The 17,066-nt window shown below is 73.0% G+C and carries 14 protein-coding genes; 7 read left to right on the top strand and 7 right to left on the bottom strand.

Features of this window, described 5'->3' with window-relative positions; all coding sequences use genetic code 11:
* Positions 1-50: 50 nt before the first annotated feature.
* The 3 genes from ACQEVS_RS19410 to ACQEVS_RS19400 all read right to left on the bottom strand — a co-directional run bounded on the left by ACQEVS_RS19410 (position 51) and on the right by ACQEVS_RS19400 (position 3,773).
* Positions 51-1,448, bottom strand: a complete 1,398-nt coding sequence (locus ACQEVS_RS19410) for a sensor histidine kinase (RefSeq protein WP_433022038.1) — start codon at positions 1,446-1,448, stop codon at positions 51-53.
* A complete protein-coding gene (locus ACQEVS_RS19405) occupies positions 1,445-2,284 on the bottom strand; it encodes a response regulator transcription factor (protein WP_433022036.1) in 840 nt (279 codons plus the stop codon). The genes ACQEVS_RS19410 and ACQEVS_RS19405 overlap by 4 nt, the downstream gene beginning before the upstream one ends.
* Positions 2,285-2,507: 223 nt before the next feature.
* Positions 2,508-3,773 carry a S1C family serine protease gene (locus ACQEVS_RS19400; RefSeq protein ID WP_433022034.1) on the bottom strand — a complete coding sequence of 422 codons (1,266 nt, stop codon included), beginning with the start codon at positions 3,771-3,773 and terminating at the stop codon, positions 2,508-2,510.
* A gap of 343 nt (positions 3,774-4,116) precedes the next feature.
* On the opposite strand from ACQEVS_RS19400, the gene ACQEVS_RS19395 reads away from it, so the two are divergent.
* On the top strand, positions 4,117-5,385 hold the full coding sequence (locus ACQEVS_RS19395; RefSeq protein WP_433022032.1) for a damage-control phosphatase ARMT1 family protein: 1,269 nt from the start codon (positions 4,117-4,119) through the stop codon (positions 5,383-5,385).
* A 155-nt stretch (positions 5,386-5,540) separates the two neighbouring features.
* Here the strand turns inward: ACQEVS_RS19395 and ACQEVS_RS19390 are convergent, their stop codons facing one another.
* Together ACQEVS_RS19390 and ACQEVS_RS19385 are read right to left on the bottom strand one after the other, a co-directional pair.
* Positions 5,541-6,569, bottom strand: coding sequence for a LacI family DNA-binding transcriptional regulator (locus tag ACQEVS_RS19390; RefSeq protein ID WP_004943907.1), 1,029 nt, complete (start codon positions 6,567-6,569; stop codon positions 5,541-5,543).
* Positions 6,570-6,593: 24 nt separating this feature from the next.
* The gene (locus ACQEVS_RS19385; protein ID WP_433022029.1) at positions 6,594-7,397 is read right to left on the bottom strand and encodes a winged helix-turn-helix domain-containing protein; all 804 of its coding nucleotides are present in this window, start codon (positions 7,395-7,397) and stop codon (positions 6,594-6,596) included.
* A 271-nt stretch (positions 7,398-7,668) separates the two neighbouring features.
* Here ACQEVS_RS19385 and ACQEVS_RS19380 point away from each other — a divergent pair, with 271 nt between their 5' ends.
* Positions 7,669-8,520 carry an alpha/beta hydrolase gene (locus ACQEVS_RS19380; protein ID WP_433022027.1) on the top strand — a complete coding sequence of 284 codons (852 nt, stop codon included), beginning with the start codon at positions 7,669-7,671 and terminating at the stop codon, positions 8,518-8,520.
* A 141-nt stretch (positions 8,521-8,661) separates the two neighbouring features.
* On the opposite strand, the gene ACQEVS_RS19375 is transcribed toward ACQEVS_RS19380, so the two are convergent.
* Both ACQEVS_RS19375 and ACQEVS_RS19370 read right to left on the bottom strand, forming a co-directional pair.
* Entirely contained in the window at positions 8,662-10,557 is a 1,896-nt protein-coding gene (locus ACQEVS_RS19375; RefSeq protein WP_433022025.1) for an ABC transporter ATP-binding protein, read from the bottom strand.
* A gap of 235 nt (positions 10,558-10,792) precedes the next feature.
* Positions 10,793-12,526, bottom strand: coding sequence for an ABC transporter ATP-binding protein (locus tag ACQEVS_RS19370; protein WP_433022023.1), 1,734 nt, complete (start codon positions 12,524-12,526; stop codon positions 10,793-10,795).
* A 284-nt stretch (positions 12,527-12,810) separates the two neighbouring features.
* Here ACQEVS_RS19370 and ACQEVS_RS19365 point away from each other — a divergent pair, with 284 nt between their 5' ends.
* The 5 genes from ACQEVS_RS19365 to ACQEVS_RS19345 all read left to right on the top strand — a co-directional run bounded on the left by ACQEVS_RS19365 (position 12,811) and on the right by ACQEVS_RS19345 (position 17,024).
* Complete coding sequence (locus ACQEVS_RS19365; protein ID WP_433027701.1) at positions 12,811-13,071, top strand: MoaD/ThiS family protein; 261 nt, start codon at positions 12,811-12,813, stop codon at positions 13,069-13,071.
* Positions 13,072-13,092: 21 nt separating this feature from the next.
* Positions 13,093-14,571, top strand: a complete 1,479-nt coding sequence (locus ACQEVS_RS19360; RefSeq protein ID WP_433022021.1) for a hypothetical protein — start codon at positions 13,093-13,095, stop codon at positions 14,569-14,571.
* A gap of 199 nt (positions 14,572-14,770) precedes the next feature.
* Entirely contained in the window at positions 14,771-15,568 is a 798-nt protein-coding gene (locus ACQEVS_RS19355; RefSeq protein WP_433022019.1) for an LmeA family phospholipid-binding protein, read from the top strand.
* A 268-nt stretch (positions 15,569-15,836) separates the two neighbouring features.
* Positions 15,837-16,679, top strand: a complete 843-nt coding sequence (locus ACQEVS_RS19350) for a sulfurtransferase (RefSeq protein WP_433022017.1) — start codon at positions 15,837-15,839, stop codon at positions 16,677-16,679.
* A 57-nt stretch (positions 16,680-16,736) separates the two neighbouring features.
* Positions 16,737-17,024 carry a DUF1416 domain-containing protein gene (locus ACQEVS_RS19345; protein ID WP_433022015.1) on the top strand — a complete coding sequence of 96 codons (288 nt, stop codon included), beginning with the start codon at positions 16,737-16,739 and terminating at the stop codon, positions 17,022-17,024.
* Positions 17,025-17,066: the final 42 nt, after the last annotated feature.

Here is a 17,066-nt window from a genome sequence, read left to right as displayed (position 1 = left end):
GGATTCCTGACAGCGTGCGCGCGGAGGGATTCGACGGGCACCGTTTGCCCTCACACCCCCGGCGCCTCCGCCGGGGGTTCCACCGCCGCCCCGGGCAGCCGGACGACGGCCACCGTGCCGCCGCCCTCCGCCGGCCGGAGGCCGACCTCGCCACCGGCGCGGCGGACGGTGCGGGCGACGATGGAGAGGCCGAGGCCGCTGCCGGGGAGGCCGCGCGCGGACGGGGAGCGCCAGAAGCGTTCGAAGACGTGCGGGAGTTCCTCGGCGGGGATGCCCGGGCCGTGGTCGCGCACGGTGAGTTCGCCACCGGACAGCCGGACCTCGATCTCCCCGCCGGGCGGGCTGAACTTCACCGCGTTGTCCAGCAGGTTGACGATCGCGCGCTCCAGCGCGGGCGCCTCGGCGCGTACGTACCAGGGGTCGAGCGCCACCGTCAGCGTGAGCCCCGTGGCGCGCAACCGGGCGCGTTCCACGGCCCGCGCCGCCGCCTCGTGCAACCCCACGACCTGGACGGGCGCGGCGCCCGGGGCGCTGTCGGGACGCGAGAGCTCCTGGAGATCGCCGATGAGATCGGCCAGTTCGGTCATCTGCGCCTTGACGCTGCCGAGCAGCGCCTTGCGGTCCTCGGGCGGGATGGCCCGGCCGGTCTCCTCGCTGCGCACGAGCAGGTCGATGTTGGTGCGCAGGGAGGTGAGCGGGGTGCGCAGTTCGTGGCCCGCGTCGGCGATGAGCTGCTGCTGGCGGTCCCGGGAGGAGGCGAGCGCGGCCGTCATGGAGTTGAAGGAGCGGGAGAGCCGGGCGATCTCGTCCTCGCCCTCGGCGGGGATGCGGACGGCCAGGTCCTCGGTGCGGGCGATGTGTTCGACGGCGCCGGTGAGCTGGTCCACCGGGCGGAGGGCCGCGCGGGCGATGACGAGGCCGATGGCCGCCGCGCCGAGGACACCGACGCCGGCGGTGACGACGAGGACGATGGCCAGCGCGTTCATGGGCCGGTCGACGTCGCTCGCAGGCTGGGCGATCATCACGGCGAGCCCGGGCGTCACCCGGGAGGTGGCCACGCGCATCTCGGTGCCGTCGTCGGCCCGGGCGTCGTGCAGGGTGTCGTCCAGCCGCCCGGTGGCGACGGCCACGTCCTCGACCGCGACGCGGATCGGGGACCGGCCGAGCTGGGTGCAGGCGACACCGTCGGCCGTGACGGCCTGGATGGTGTACGGGGACGGGGAGACGAGCTTGTCGGGGACGCGGGTGCCGCACCGGTCGAGCAGCCCCTGCACGTAGTCGTCGGCGACCTTCTGGCGGCTCAGCGTGGTGTCCCGCTGCTGTTCGAGCTGTTCCTTGGTCAGTATCCAGCAGGCTCCGGCGGCCACCGCGACGGCGACGGCGACGGCCGCGGCCGTCAGCAGGGCGAGCCGGGAGCGGAGGGGCAGCCGGCGGAAACGCTTGATCATGCGGCGCCGTCCGGTCGTCCCGCACCGTGCGTCCGCGCCGCGCCGTCCGGCCGTTCCGCACCGTCCGCTCGCGCCGCGCCGTCCGGCCGTTCCGCGCCGTCCGCCCGGAGGACGTAGCCGACGCCGCGCACGGTGTGGACGAGGCGCGGCTCGCCGCCGGCCTCGGTCTTGCGGCGCAGGTACATCACGTACACGTCGAGGGAATTGGACGACGGCTCGAACTCGAAGCCCCAGACGTGCTTGAGGATCTGTTCGCGGGTGAGCACCTGACGGGGGTGGGCGAGGAAGAGCTCGAGGAGGGTGAACTCGGTGCGGGTCAGCTCCACCTGGCGCGCGCCGCGCGTGACCTCCCGGGTGTCGAGGTCCATGCGCAGGTCGGCGAAGGTGAGGACGTGCGTCTCCTCGGGCGCGGCCGGAGCGGCGTACGCGCTGCGGCGGAGCAGGGCGCGAATGCGGGCGAACAGCTCGTCGAGTTCGAACGGCTTGACGAGGTAGTCGTCCGCGCCGGCGTCCAGGCCGGTGACGCGGTCGCCGACGGTGTCGCGGGCGGTGAGCATGAGGATGGGGGTGGTGACGCCGCCGGCGCGCAGCCGGCGGGCGGCGGTGAGGCCGTCCATGCGGGGCATCAGCACGTCGAGGACGATCAGTTCGGGCTCGTACGCCGTGACCTTGGCGAGCGCGTCCAGGCCGTCGACGGCCAGTTCGGTGCCGTAGCCCTCGAAGGCGAGGCTGCGGCGCAGCGCCTCACGGACGGCGGGCTCGTCGTCCACGACCAGGATGCGGGTGGGCGCGGGGGCGTGCGCGGTCGTGGACGCGGACGGGTCGGCGGAGCTCATCGACGTTCCTCACGTGTTCTTCTCTGCGGTCGCCTGGGCTGCTGCCGGTGGCCGCTTCGGCCGCTTCGGCGGTCGCCGCGGCTGCTTACGGCAGGTGCCGGGGCTTCTTCCGACGGGTGCCACGGCTCGGCGATCATCCCGACGGTCGCCCGGGCGGCCGGCGGCCGGTCCGCCGGTACCTCAGCTTCCCACGCGGCCCTCCGCGGCTCTTGCGGCCCGCGGCTCAGTCGCCGCTGCCGCCCGTGCCGCCCGCGCGGAGACCGGCCAGGTCGGCCTTGACGTCGTTGACCGGGATGGCGAAGCCGAGGCCGACGCTGCCCGCGGTGTCGGACGAGCCGCCGCCACCTCCGGAACCGGGCGCGAACATGGCCGAGTTGATGCCGACGATCTCGCCGTTCATGTTGATGAGCGCGCCGCCGGAGTTGCCCGGGTTGAGGGAGGCGTCGGTCTGGATCGCCTTGTAGGTGGTCTTGGACGAGCCGGTGTCGCCGTTGTACTGCTCGCCGCCGAACTCGAACGGCCACTGCGGGCCGTTGTCGCGCTGCCGGCCCCCGCCGCCCTGCTCCTTGGGCACGGTGACCTCGCGGTTGAGGGCGGAGACGATACCGCTGGTGACGGTGCCGGTGAGGCCCTCGGGCGAGCCGATCGCGACGACCTGGTCGCCGACCTGGAGCTTGCCCGAGTCGCCGAGCTTGGCGGGCTTGAGGCCGTTCGCCCCCTCGATCCTGATCAGGGCGAGGTCCTTGCCGGGGTCGGTGCCGACGACCTTGGCCTTCTTGGTGGTGCCGTCGTGGAGGGTGACCTGGACGGTGTCCGCGCCGGCGATGACGTGGTTGTTGGTGATCACCTCGCCGCCCGCGCTGACGATCACGCCGGAACCGGTGGAGCGGCCGCCGGACGTGGCCGCCTTGATCTCCACGATGCTGGGGCTGACGGCCTGGGCCACGGCGCTGACCCCCGCGCTGCGACTGGCCGCGTTCGACACCGGGGTCGGCCGGCCGGTGTCGCCACCGCCGCCGGTCAGCCCGGAGACCAGCGCGGCGGACCCGCCGCCGACCAGGGCGGCGACGAGGGCGCAGGTCGCGACGAGGGTACGGGCGCCGCGGCGGCGGGGCGGCTTCGGGGCGGGGGCGGCGTGGCCGAAGGAGGCGTAGCCACCGAGACCGCTGGGGCCGCTGGGACCGCCGTGGTCGCCATACCCGCCGTGACCGCCGTGACCGCCGTGTCCGCCGCCGTAAGCGTCGGGGCCCATGGGGCTCGCGGAGCCGAAGGGAGCGTACGCGCCGCTTCGGTGCACGCCGGAGGCGTACGTGCCGCTGCCGTGGGCGCCACTCGCGTCGGCGCCGGCCGCCGTGGTGCCGCCGGGCCAGACGGTGGAGCCGTCCGGCGTGCTCACCGGGCCCTGCGGCGGCCGGGCCGGCGGGGCGGGGTAGGCGCGGGGGGACTCAGGGTGCTGGCGACCGCTCGGGCGGGGGTTCTCCGTCGTCATATGTATGACTGTCCTCCCTGTTCATGAGAACAGTCTGAGTGAGCGCTGAGAAGCTCGCCAGAAGGATGCGTGGCCATCGCCGGGGCACTCCTCCGGCGTCCTGCCCGGACGATCGTGGGGCGCGCGGACATTCCTGAGCGCCCCTGACAGGGTTCCGTCATGGTCCGAACGGGCGATACGGCGCCGTCCGGCGGGCATCCTGATGTTGCGGAGGGGCGGGGACGGCTCCGGGAGCACCGGATTCCCTTCTCCACCCCTCCCCGTCCATTCGGTTTCCTCCGCAGCGCCCGGGGACGTGCCCGGGATCGCGCTCGGAGTGTTCGAGGAGCGAGGAGTGCGGAAGATGACCGCGATGACGGCACCGAACGCGAACGGCACGGCCCCCGTCCATGGCATCGCCGACCCCGGCGCTTACGGCTGGGGGGTCTTCCACGAACGGCACCCCGCCCTCGTCCGGCGGCTGTGCGAGGGCAATCCGTACGGGCCGGAGCAGAGAGCCCGGCTGGACGCCCTGCTGGACGAGTCCCGCACGGGCCGGGTCCGGCCGCCCGCGCCGGAGACGGCCGCGGCCGCTCCGTGGGCGACCCGGGACCGGCGCCACTACGGCCGGCCGTGGAGCGAGGCGCCGTTCCTGTGGGCGGAGAGCTACTTCTACCTGCGCCTGCTGGAGTGCGTGGACCACTTCTCCCCCGGCCCCTGGCAGGGCGTCGATCCGTTCGGCCCCATGAAGAGCGCCGAACTGGCCGATCCCGGGCTGGAGTCCGATACCGCCTGGCTGGACGGGCTCGCCGGCGCGCCGCCCGACGAGGCGTTCCGCGCCCTGGTCCTGGCCTCCCTCTACGGCAACCGCGCCGACCTGGGTTTCCGGCTGGTCCAGGCGGTCACCGACCCCGCGAACAGCGACTCCACGGACGGCGGTCCCACGAGCGGCGGTCCCGCGAACGGCCACCCCGCCGACGGTCCGGGAGCCTCCGGCGTCCCCTTGCTCGCGGACGACGTCGAGACGCTGTGGAAGCACATCAGCCGTCGCCCGCCGGGCGGCGTTCACGTGATCCTCGACAACGCGGGCCGGGAGCTCCTCGCCGACCTCCTCCTCGTGGACCACCTGCTGACGACCGGACGCGCGACGTCCGTGGTGTTGCACGTCAAGCCGCGGCCGTACTACGTCTCCGACGCCACGGCCTCGGACGTCCGGGACTGCCTGGTGCGCATGGCCGCCTTCGGGAACGAGGCGGGCCGGGCGGCCCGGCGCCTCCGCGAGGCCGCCGCCACCGGCCGGCTCCGGCAGGCCACCCACGAGTTCTTCTGCTCGCCCCTCGAATTCGCCGACATGCCCGCCGATCTCCGCGCCGGCCTCGCCTCGGCCGGCCTGTGCGTGTTCAAGGGCGACCTCAACTACCGGCGCCTGGTGGGCGACCGCGCCTGGCCGGCGGACCGCCCGTTCGCCGACGCCGTGTCCGGCGTGCCCGGTTCGCTCGTCGCACTCCGCACCCTGAAGTCCGAGGTGGCCGTGGGGCTCCCGAAGGAGACCGTGGACCGGCTGGACGCCTCGCGGCCGGACTGGCGCACGGACGGATCGCAGGCCCTCGTCCAGACACGGCTGCGGCCGTGAACGGGACGGGGGGAGGGCATCGGCGGCCGAGGGGGCGGACGCCCCGCGGACAGCGCCGCGCATGGGCCCGGTGGGACCCACGAGACCGGTGGAAACGGTGGAAACAGTGGCGCGGCCTGTGGTGGCCGCGCCGGTGCCGGGGGCCCGGCAGTCCGCTACTCCCCGCCGCACCCGCACGACCGCCGGACGACCAGCGCCGAGGGGAACTGCTTCAGCCGCTCCCGCCGCGTCCCCGCGAACCGCAGGCCGTCGTCCAGCACCAGGTCGACGGCCGAGCGGGCCATCGCCTGCCGGTCGGAGGCCACGGTGGTGAGCGGCGGGTCGGTGAGGGCGGCCTCCTTGACGTCGTCGAAGCCGGCGACGGCCAGCTCGCCGGGGACGTCGATGCGCAGCTCCCGGGCCGCGCGCAGCACGCCGATCGCCTGGTCGTCGGTGGCGCAGACGACGGCGGGCGGGCGGTCCGGGCCGGAGAGCAGGTCCAGGGCCACCTTGTAGGCGTCGTAGCGGTTGTAGGGGGCGTGGAAGAGCCGGCCCTCGGTGGACCGGCCGGCCTCGCGCATGGCCCGGCGCCAGCCCTCGACGTGGTCGGTGACCGGGTCACCGACGGCCGGGGTGTGCTCGGTGCCACCGAGGCAGGCGACGTAGGGGTGGCCGTGCTCCAGGAGGTGCCGGGTCGCGAGCTGGGCACCGCCGATGTCGTCCGTCACCACGGCCACGTCGTCGATCGCGTCGGGGCGGCGGTGCATGAGGACCACGCGGGCGTCCCACGCGTCGATCTCTATGGCGGCGTGCTCGCTCGGGCCCTGGCTGATCAGGATGAGTCCGGAGACCCGCATGCCCAGGAAGGCCCGCAGGTAGTGCACTTCGCGTTCGTCGAGGTAGTCGGAGTTTCCGACGAGGACCATCTTGCCGCGCTCGGCCGCGGCCTGTTCGACCGCGTGCGCCATCTCCGCGAAGAAGGGCTGGCGGGCGTCCGGGACGATCAGACCTATGAGGTCCGTCCGACGGGAGGCCATCGCCTGGGCCACCCGGTCCGGCCGGTAGCCGAGCTCCTTGATCGCGGCCAGCACCCGCTCCCGCGTCGCCGGTGCCACCGGGCGCGGTCCATTGTTGATGACGTAGCTGACCACCGCGGTGGATGTCCCCGCCAGTCTCGCCACATCGTCCCGCGTCACCTTGGCCACGCGCGGCAGTCTACGCGGGTCCACCTACCGTTCGGCCGGTCGCGGACTCTTTGTCCGGCCGGGGGCCGACGCCTCCGCGGCGGGGGTCCGCGCCGGCGGCTCCGTCACCCGTTCGGCCGCCTGAGCGGGGGCGTCCGTCTTCTCGCTCTTGTCCGGTTTCTCCGGCAGCACGAACCGGTAACCGACGTTCCGGACGGTCCCGATCAGCGACTCGTGCTCGGGCCCGAGCTTCGCCCGCAGCCGCCGCACATGGACGTCCACGGTCCGGGTGCCGCCGAAGTAGTCGTAGCCCCACACCTCCTGGAGGAGCTGCGCCCTGGTGAAGACCCGGCCCGGGTGCTGGGCCAGGTACTTCAGCAGCTCGAACTCCTTGAAGGTGAGGTCCAGCACCTGCCCCTTGAGCTTGGCGCTGTACGTCGCCTCGTCCACGGACAGGTCGCCGGTGCGGATCTCCATGGGGCTGTCGTCCGTCGAGATCTGCTGCCGGCCCATGGCCAGCCGCAGCCGGGCCTCCACCTCGGCGGGGCCGGCGGTGTCGAGGAGGACGTCGTCCACTCCCCAGTCGGCGGTGACGGCGGCCAGGCCGCCCTCGGTGACGACGAGGAGCAGCGGACAGCCGGGGCCGGTGGAGCGCAGCAGCTGGCAGAGGCTGCGAATGTGCGGGAGGTCCCGCCGGCCGTCGATCAGTATGACGTCGGCCCCCGGCACGTCCACCAGCGCGGGACCCTCGGCGGGGGCGACGCGGACGCTGTGCAGCAGCAGCCCGAGCGCGGGCAGCACCTCGGCGGAGGGCTGGAGGGCGTTGGTCAGCAGCAGGAGGGAGCTCATCGACGGTCACCCGCCCCGCTGTGTGTCCTCTCCCCCGGCCTGGCTTCGGTCCTGCCGTTCCTGTCCTGCGCGCTTCGCTCGCCCATGGCGTCGGTTCCTCCTCGGTCCCTGCGACGGGGGTACCACCCAGGCGTGGTGCTGGGGGAGTGTTCGGGTGCGCGCCCGGAAGCACGCGTGCGCCCGGTCGTCCGCGGGGCGCGCACGTCCGAATGCACAAAAGGACCCGGGGGCGACTCTGCCCGGATCCTCTCTGCGCAGCAGAATAGCCCACATGACTTTCCCGGGGGCCGACGACTTTGCCCGACCTTGTGTTTCGTCGGTCACTTCGGGTGGTCATCGCATCGTCCTCTTGACAGCCGACGGAGTGCGGGTGGAGGCCGCCCACCAGCCCGGACCGCCGCCGTCCGGGAAGGGCCCGCGGCCCCCGGCCGTCGTGCTCGCGCACGGCTTCACGGGGGCCCTCGACCGGCCCGCGCTGCGCCGGGCGGCGGGGGTGTTCGCCCAGCACACGGGCGTGGTCACGTTCTCGTTCCGGGGACACGGCCGTTCGGGTGGGCACTCCACCGTCGGCGACCGGGAGGTGCTGGATCTGGCCGCGGCCGTCGGCTGGGCCCGGCGGCTGGGGTACGAGCGGGTGGCGACGGTCGGCTTCTCGATGGGCGGATCCGTGGCACTGCGCCACGGCGGCCTGTACCTCCCGGAGACCGGCCGAAAGCACGAGGGGCGCATGGAGGCACACGCCGACATGGTGGTGTCGGTGAGCGCTCCCGCCCGCTGGTTCTACCGGGGCACGGCCCCGATGCGGCGGCTGCACTGGGCGGTCACCCGCCCTGCCGGGCGGGCGGTGGCCCGATGGGCGCTGCGGACGCGAGTGCACTCCGGCGAGTGGGATCCGGTGCCGGTGCCGCCGGTGGAGGCGGTGCGGTCGATCGGGCCTCGGCGGGTGCTGATCGTGCACGGGGATCGGGATCCGTACTTTCCGCTCGATCATCCGCGGGCGCTCGCGGCGGCCGGGGATCCGGCGAGTACGGAGCTGTGGATCGAAGCTGGTTTCGGTCACGCGGAGTCGGCGGCGCCGGACGGGTTGATGTGGCGGATCGCCCGGTGGGTGGTCGAGGGGTAGGCGCCCCGGTCCCACCCCTTCGCCGATTCCCGGGGGCGAGCCCCCAGACCCCCGAAAGCGGCTCCGCCGCTTGTCCCTCGAACTCCCCCGGAGGGGGCGCCTCCCGGCGGTGGCCGGGGAAAAGGGCGGCGCCGGAGCTCCCTACGCCTCCTCCGCCACCGGCTGGGCGAACTGTGCCGCGTACAGCCGCGCGTACGCGCCGTCCGCCGCCAGCAGCGACTCGTGATCACCCTGTTCCACGATCCGCCCGGACTCCATCACGAGGATCACGTCCGCGTCGCGGATCGTCGAGAGCCGGTGGGCGATCACGAAGCTGGTGCGGCCGGAGCGCAGCTCGGCCATGGCCTGCTGGATGAGCACCTCGGTGCGGGTGTCCACCGAGCTGGTGGCCTCGTCCAGGATGAGGATCTCCGGCTCGGCGAGGAACGCCCGCGCGATGGTGATCAGCTGCTTCTCGCCGACGCTGACGTTGCCGCCCTCCTCGTCGATCACCGTGTCGTAGCCGTCGGGCAGCGTCCGGACGAAGCGGTCGACGTGGGTGGCCTTGGCCGCCTCGACGATCCGCTCGGCCGAGGCCCCGTCGGCGCCGTAGGCGATGTTCTCGGCGATCGTGCCGCCGAACAGCCAGGTGTCCTGGAGGACCATGCCGATGTGGGAGCGCAGCTCCTCACGGGAGAGCGTCGCGACGTCGGTGCCGTCGAGGGTGATCCGGCCGCCGTTCACCTCGTAGAACCGCATGAGCAGGTTGACCAGGGTGGTCTTGCCGGCGCCCGTGGGGCCGACGATGGCGACGGTCTGGCCGGGCCGGACGGTGAGGGAGAGGTCCTCGATGAGCGGCTTGTCGGCGTCGTAGCGGAAGGAGACGTTCTCGAACGCGACCTCACCGCGGACCCGGCCGAGCTTCCGCTCGTCGTCGTCCGGGGACTGCTCCTCGGCGTCGAGGAGTTCGAAGACGCGCTCGGCGGAGGCGACGCCGGACTGAATGAGGTTGGCCATGGAGGCGACCTGCATCAGCGGCTGGCTGAACTGGCGCGAGTACTGGACGAACGCCTGGACGTCGCCGATCGACAGCGAGCCGCTCGCCACCCGCAGCCCGCCGACGACGGCGACTAGCACGTAGTTGAGGTTTCCGACGAACATCATCGCGGGCTGGATGACGCCGGATATGAACTGCGCCTTGAAGCTGGCCCGGTAGAGCTCCTCGTTCTCCTTGCGGAAGACCGCCGCGGACTCCTCCTGCCGGCCGAAGACCTTCACCAGCGAGTGGGCCGTGTACATCTCCTCGACATGGGCGCTGAGCCGGCCGGTCGACGCCCACTGGGCCACGAACTGCGGCTGCGCGCGCTTGCCGACGGCCGTGGCGACGTACACCGAGACGGGGACGGTGATCAGCGCGACGAGGGCCAGCAGCCAGGAGATCCAGAACATCACCGCGAGCACGCCGACCATGGTCAGCACCGAGGCCATCATCTGGCTCAGGGTCTGCTGGAAGGTCTGGGCGATGTTGTCGATGTCGTTCGTGGCCCGGGAGAGGATCTCACCGCGCTGCTGCTTGTCGAAGTAGCTCAGCGGCAGCCGCCCGAGCTTCTCCTCGACGTCCTGGCGCAGCCGGAAGACGGTGCGCTGGATGGCGGCGGTGACGACTCGCGCCTGGACGAACCCGAACAGGGACGCGGCGACGTAGATCAGCAGCACCCAGAGCAGCACCGTGCCGACGGCGTCGAAGTCGATGCCCTGGCCGGGCGTGAAGTCGACGCCGGACAGGACGTCCGCGATGTTGCCGTGACCGCTGTGGCGCAGCCCGTCGAGGGCCTGGGCCTTGGTGGTGCCCGCCTGCATCTGCTGTCCGACGACGCCGGCGAAGATGAGGTCGGTGGCGTGGCCGAGGACCTTGGGGCCGGCCACCGTCAGCGTGACGCTGGCCAGCGCGAGCAGCAGCACGGCCCACAGCATGGGTTTCTCGGGGCCCATGCGGGCGAACAGGCGACGGGCGGAGCCCTTGAAGTCGGCGGACTTCTCGGTCGGCTGGCCGCCCATGAAGCGGGCGATGCCGGAAGCGGGCGCGGGCCCCGGCGGGCCGGGGCGGCCTTTCCGGGCTGGTTCCCCGGTTGCTTCCCCGGTTCGCTCCCCGGTTGCTTTCCGGGCTGCCCGCCCGGCTGTCGCCGCCCGGACGGCTCTCCCGGTCCGGCGGCGGCCGCCGCTCCGGAGCCCGCGGTGGCCGACGGCCCGGGCCGCTCGGGACCCGTCGGCCGCTGGGACTTCGCCGACGTGCTCACGCGGCCTCCTCCTCGGTGAGCTGGGACAGCACGATCTCCCGGTAGGTCTCGTTCGTGGCCATCAGCTCGGTGTGGGTTCCGGTGCCGACGACGCGGCCGCCGTCGAGGACGACGATCCGGTCGGCGTCGCGGATGGTGGACACGCGCTGGGCCACCACGAGGACGGTGGCGTCCCCGGTCTCCCGGGACAGCGCCGCCCGCAGCCGGGCGTCGGTGGCGTAGTCGAGCGCGGAGAAGGAGTCGTCGAACAGGTAGATCTCGGGTCTGCGCACCAGGGTGCGGGCGATGGCCAGGCGCTGGCGCTGGCCGCCGGAGACGTTGGAGCCGCCCTGGGCGATGGGGGCCTCCAGCCCCTCCTCCATGGCCTCGACGAACTCCCGGGCCTGCGCGGTCTCCAGCGCCGCCCACAGCTCCTCGTCGGTCGCGTCGGGCCGCCCGTAGCGGAGGTTGGAGGCGATCGTGCCGGAGAAGAGGTAGGGCTTCTGCGGGACGAGTCCCACCGTGCGGGCGATGAGGGCGGGGTCGGCCTCGCGCACGTCCACGCCGCCGATCAGGACCTCGCCCTCGGTGGCGTCGAACAGCCGGGGGATCAGCCCGAGCAGCGTGGACTTGCCGCTGCCGGTGGAGCCGATGACGGCGGTGACCTCGCCCGGGCGCGCGACCAGGGAGACGTTCCGCAGGACGGGCTCCTCGGCACCGGGGTAGCGGAAGCCGGCGCCCCGCAGTTCGAGGTGGCCGTGCCGGCGCAGCTCGGCGACCGGCGCGACGGCCGGCACCACGCTGGAGTCGGTGCTCAGCACCTCGTGGATCCGCTCGGCGCAGACCTCGGCGCGCGGCACCATCATGAACATGAAGGTGGCCATCATGACCGCCATCAGGATCTGCATCAGGTAGCTGAGGAACGCGGTGAGGGCGCCGATCTCCATGTCGCCGCCGTCGATGCGGTGCCCGCCGAACCACAGCACCGCGACCGAGGCCGCGTTCACGATCAGCATCACGGCCGGGAACATGACGGCCGCCAGCCGGCCGGAGCGCAGCGAGACGTCCATCAGCGCGGTGTTGGCCGCGTGGAAGCGCTCGCGTTCGTGCTTGTCGCGGACGAACGCGCGGATGACGCGGATGCCGGCGATCTGCTCGCGGAGGACGCGGTTGACGGTGTCGACCCGCTCCTGCACGGCCTTGAACATCGGACGCAGCCGCCGGACGGTCAGCACGATGACGACGCCGAGCACGGGCACGATGGCCAGCAGCAGGCCGGACAGCGGCACGTCCTGCTTGAGGGCCATCAGGATGCCGCCGAAGCACATGATGGGCGCCCCCACCATCAGCGTGAACGACATCAGGACCAGCATCTGGACCTGCTGGACGTCGTTGGTGGTGCGCGTGATCAGGGAGGGCGCCCCGAACTTGCCCACCTCACGGGCCGAGAAGGACTGCACCCGGTCGAAGACCTCCTCGCGCAGGTCCCGGCCGACGCCCATGGCGATCCGCGCGCCGACGTAGACCGCGCCGAGCGAGCACCCGAGCTGGACGAGGGCCACCGCCGCCATCACCCCGCCGGTGGTGAGGATGTAGCCGGTGTCGCCCTTCACCACGCCCTTGTCGATGATGTCGGCGTTGAGCGTCGGCAGATAGAGCGTCGCGAGGGTTTGGACGAGCTGAAGGAGCACCACCAGCGCCAAGGGGCGTGAGTAGCGCTTCATTCGGGCTCGGAGTAGGCGTACCAGCACACGAGAAGCCTATGCGAACGCCGTTCGTCCGATCCTCCGGTTTTCGCCCGGGGTTTCCTCCCGATTCCCCGCCGCCCCGGGGAATCCGCCGTGATTCCCTGCGGGTTCTCCCGGGGATTCCGTCCGGATTTCGCGGCCGGGGGCCGGGGGCGGCCCGGTACCCGTCATCATGGAGGCGGAAGAAGCGGCGACGACGCAGCCGATTACACAGGGAACCGAAACGTGAAAGCGGGGTGGCCGTGGTGACCGCAGACACGGCACGACCGGGGTCGCCGGGCCGGGCGGTGCCGACGGGCACGATCCGGTACTGGGCCGCGGCGAAGGCCGCCGCCGGTACGGCCGAGGAGCCCTACGCGGCGCCGACGCTCGCCGCCGCGCTGGCCGCCGCCCGGGAGCGGCACACGGAGCGCCCGGAGTTCGCGCGGGTCCTCGCGCGCTGCTCCTTCCTCGTGGACGGCGACCCGGTCGGCACCCGCGCGCACACCACGGTCCAGCTGGCCGAGGGCGGCACGGTCGAAGTGCTCCCGCCCTTCGCAGGAGGGTGACACCGGCACGATGAGGGCACGATGAGCGACCAGTACCACGACCCGTACCAGCCGCGGGACCCGTACGCCGGGTACGGCGAGTACGACGGAAACGGCCACCAGGACGGCGCCGCGCACCAGAACGGCACGCACCAGAACGCCGCGCATCAGAACGGCGGTCACCAGCACGGCGGTCACCAGAACGCCGGGCACCAGCACGGCGGTCACCAGGGCGGCACCGGCCACGACGGCTACGCGGCGTACGAACCGGGGGCCGGCGACGGCACGACGGGCGGCGGCGCGTACGGCTACGCGTACCCCCCTCAGCAGCAGCCGCAGCAGCCGCACCACCAGTCGCACCACCAGTCCCAAGCTCACCAGCAGCAGCACTCGCAGGCGCCTCAGCAGGGCGGGACGGCCTGGCCCACGGCCGGCGGGCAGCAGGGCTGGGCGCCCGTCGACGACCAGCCGACGCAGACATGGGAGACCCAGACCTGGGAGACGCAGACCTGGCAGCAGCAGCTGCCGGTGGCCGAGCCGTCGTACGGCGCCCAGCCCTCCGTCCCCTCGCCCGCGCAGGCCCCCGCCCAAGCTCCCGCGCAGGCCCCCGCCTGGGCCGGTGCCGCCGGGCCGGACGCCGACGACGCCGCCTGGCCGCGGCACCGGTCGACCGCGCCGGCCGCCGCGTTCGCGACCGGCTCCGACGGCCGGCCGGGGGCGGTGCCCGCGCCGGTGCCGGCCGTCGCCGGGGAGCCGGAGCGGCCGCTGACGGCCGCGGAGAAGGCCAAGGCGGAGGGCCGGCCGCAGATCCTGTCGCCGGGCCTGCGGCCCGCGCTGCTGACGGCCGTCCTGGCCGCGCTGGTGGCGCTCGCTGCGCCCCTCGGCCAGGTGGCGCTGGCCGTCCCGGTGGTGCTGCTCCAGGCGGTGACCGCGGCGGGCTGGTTCCGGCTCAACGGGATGTGGCCCGCCCGCCAGGGCATCGCGTTGGCGTTCCTGGGCGGCCTGGTCGCCGACGCGGGGCTGCTGGCCGTCAAGGCCGAGCGGGCCCCCACGGTGGTGCTGGGCACGCTCGGCGTCTGGCTGCTGCTGGTGGTCATGCTCCAGCTGCGCAGCCACGCCTCGCCGGACGAGCGGCTGTACGGGCTGACGACGGCCGGCGGTTCGACCGTCCTCGCGGTCCTCGCGGCCGGTCACCTGGCCGCGGACCGGGACGCGGTGGTGGTCGGCGGCATCGCGGTGGCCGTGACCGTCCTGGCGCGGGCGCTGCCGCTGCCGTCGGTGGCCTCCCCGGTCGTCGCGCTGATCGCGGCGGCGGGCGCGGGCGTGCTCGGCGGTCAGCTGACGCACACCGGGGGCTCGGCGGCCCTGCTGGGCCTGGCGGCCGGCGTCTGCGCGCTGGCCGGCCTGCGGGTGGCAAGTTACGACTACCCGTCGCGCTTCGTGCACATGACCGCGGGCGTCGCCCTGCCGCTGGCGCTCGCCGCCCCGGCGGTCTACGTCGTGGGCCGGGCGCTCTTCTGACGCTGCGGGCCGGGCGCTCTTCCGGCGCCCCCGAGCGACCCGACGGGCCGTGTGCCCCGTCACGGTGGGCCGTCCCCGGAGAACCGGGGGCGGCCCTTCGCCGTCTCCATGGTCGTCAGGACCACACGTGCCTGACCACCGGCTGGGTAGGCTCGCCGGAACGGCAAGGCCCGAACCGACCCTGGGGGAACGTCACCCGATGCGCGCCATACGCACTCTGCTGATCGTCGTCGTGATCCTGGGCGGCCTCTTCGTCGCCGCCGACCGTGTGGCGGTCTGGTACGTGGAGGACGAGGCGGCGGGCAAGATACAGAGCAGCCAGAACATGTCGGGCAAACCTGACGTCTCCATCAAGGGCTTCCCGTTCCTGACCCAGGTGGCCGACTCCAAGCTCGACGAGGTCGAGGTCTCGCTCGACGGCGGCGTCACGGCCGGCTCGGGCGACAAGTCGATCCGGGTCAGCGACTTCGACGCGACCCTGCGCGGCGTCCGCATTGACAGCAGCTTCACCTCCGCCGTCGCCGACCGGGCCTCCGGCACGGCCCACATCTCGTACGAGGACCTCAGCCGCATCGCCGGACAGGGCATCACCGTCGGCTACGGCGGCAAGGACGCGTCCGGCACCAGCCGGGTGAAGGTGACGGGCAGTATCCCGCTGCCGATGGGTGTGGTGAAGCGGAGTGTGGTCTCCACGGTGAGCCTGGTGGGCGATACGCGGGTGAAGGTGCACGCGGAGAAGGTGCCTTCGGATCTGCCGGGGCTGGAGGGGCTGATCCGGTCGAAGACGGATTTCGAGCGGGAGATCACCGGGCTGCCCGGGGGATCAAGCTGGAGAAGCTCGAGACGAACGAGAAGGGTGTGGAGATCACGCTCGGTGGGACGGGTGTCCGGCTGGCGGGATGAGCCCCGGTCCCTCCCCTTCACCGATTCCTGGGGCTGCGCCCCAGACCCCCTGATCGCGGCTTCGCCGCTCGTCCTCAAACGCCGGACGGGCTGATTTTGAGACGGTTCATCTCACATGCCGACACACCGGTGACACCCCTCCCCCGCCCTCCCTACGATCGCACCATGAGGCGACAGGCGGATCTCACCAAACGGCGGGCAGTCGACCTGTGCCGTGTGGCCGCCATGCTGTGTCGTCGTGCCTGACGGGGCTCCGCCCCCTCTTCGGCCGGCCGCTCCGGCCCCCCTCCCGCATCACCGCCATGTGCCGGCGCCCGGCGCGCCGTCGGCGTACCTCAGCAACTGCCCCGGAGGAGAACAGCATGAGCCGCAACGACGTCCTGGTGGATGCCGACTGGGTCCAGGCCCGCATCGACGCAGGCGACCCCAAGACCGTCATCGTCGAGGTCGACGAGGACACCTCGGCCTACGACAAGAACCACATCAAGTCCGCCATCCGGATCGACTGGCGGACGGACCTCCAGGACCCCGTCCGCCGCGACTTCGTGGACCAGGCGGGCTTCGAGGAGCTGCTGTCCGCGAAGGGCATCGCCAACGACGACACGGTCGTCCTCTACGGCGGCAACAACAACTGGTTCGCCGCCTACGCCTACTGGTACTTCAAGCTCTACGGCCACCAGGACGTCCGCCTCCTCGACGGCGGCCGCAAGAAGTGGGAGCTGGACTCGCGCGACCTCGTCGCCGAGGTCCCGCGGCGGCCCCGCACGGAGTACAGGGCCAAGCCGCAGGACGCCTCGATCCGCGCGTTCCGGGACGACGTGCTGGCCGCGATCGGCAGCCTGAACCTGGTGGACGTCCGTTCGCCCGACGAGTTCAGCGGCAAGCTGCTCGCCCCGGCCCACCTCCCGCAGGAGCAGTCGCAGCGCCCGGGCCACGTCCCGACGGCGCGCAACATCCCCTGGTCCAAGGCGGCCAACGACGACGGCACGTTCAAGTCGGACGACGAACTCCGGGCCGTCTACGAGGGCGCGGGCGTGGACCTGTCGAAGGACACCATCGCGTACTGCCGGATCGGCGAGCGGTCGGCGCACACCTGGTTCGTCCTGCACGAGCTGCTCGGGCAGACCAACGTCCGCAACTACGACGGTTCGTGGACGGAGTACGGCTCCCTCGTCGGCGTGCCGATCGAGCTCGGCGCCAACTGATCCGTCCGACGACAGCACGGACCTCGACGACAGCACGAACGAGGAAAGGTACGCAGCATGTGTGGAGCCAAGGCCGGCGGCCCCGACGCCTCGACGGCCAAGCCGGGCGAGACCACCATCCAGGGTTCCGTGACCCGTGACGGGGTGCCCGTCGCCGGTTACGTGCGCCTGCTGGACAGTTCCGGCGAGTTCACCGCGGAGGTCCCCACCTCCGCGACCGGACAGTTCCGCTTCTACGCGGCCGAGGGCACCTGGACGGTGCGCGCGCTCGTCCCGGGCGCGACCGCCGACCGTACGGTCGTCGCGCGGCCCGGCGGGCTGGCGGAGGTGGCGATCGCCGTATAAGGACGACGCCTACTGAGCACGGCGCCTCGCGCGCCGGACGGC

The organism is Streptomyces sp. CA-181903 (genome assembly GCF_050937075.1).
Lineage (GTDB): Bacteria > Actinomycetota > Actinomycetes > Streptomycetales > Streptomycetaceae > Streptomyces.
Note: the sequence above shows the minus strand (reverse complement) of the source record. Positions and strands in the feature narration are given on the sequence as shown.

Coding starts and splice junctions, on each gene's coding strand:
- ACQEVS_RS19410 (WP_433022038.1), bottom strand. CDS start 1,448: ATGATCAAGCGTTTCCGCCGGCTGCCCCTCCGCTCCCGGCTCGCCCTG.
- ACQEVS_RS19405 (WP_433022036.1), bottom strand. CDS start 2,284: ATGAGCTCCGCCGACCCGTCCGCGTCCACGACCGCGCACGCCCCCGCG.
- ACQEVS_RS19400 (WP_433022034.1), bottom strand. CDS start 3,773: ATGACGACGGAGAACCCCCGCCCGAGCGGTCGCCAGCACCCTGAGTCC.
- ACQEVS_RS19395 (WP_433022032.1), top strand. CDS start 4,117: ATGACCGCGATGACGGCACCGAACGCGAACGGCACGGCCCCCGTCCAT.
- ACQEVS_RS19385 (WP_433022029.1), bottom strand. CDS start 7,397: ATGAGCTCCCTCCTGCTGCTGACCAACGCCCTCCAGCCCTCCGCCGAG.
- ACQEVS_RS19380 (WP_433022027.1), top strand. CDS start 7,669: ATGACTTTCCCGGGGGCCGACGACTTTGCCCGACCTTGTGTTTCGTCG.
- ACQEVS_RS19375 (WP_433022025.1), bottom strand. CDS start 10,557: ATGGGCGGCCAGCCGACCGAGAAGTCCGCCGACTTCAAGGGCTCCGCC.
- ACQEVS_RS19360 (WP_433022021.1), top strand. CDS start 13,093: ATGAGCGACCAGTACCACGACCCGTACCAGCCGCGGGACCCGTACGCC.
- ACQEVS_RS19355 (WP_433022019.1), top strand. CDS start 14,771: ATGCGCGCCATACGCACTCTGCTGATCGTCGTCGTGATCCTGGGCGGC.
- ACQEVS_RS19350 (WP_433022017.1), top strand. CDS start 15,837: ATGAGCCGCAACGACGTCCTGGTGGATGCCGACTGGGTCCAGGCCCGC.
- ACQEVS_RS19345 (WP_433022015.1), top strand. CDS start 16,737: ATGTGTGGAGCCAAGGCCGGCGGCCCCGACGCCTCGACGGCCAAGCCG.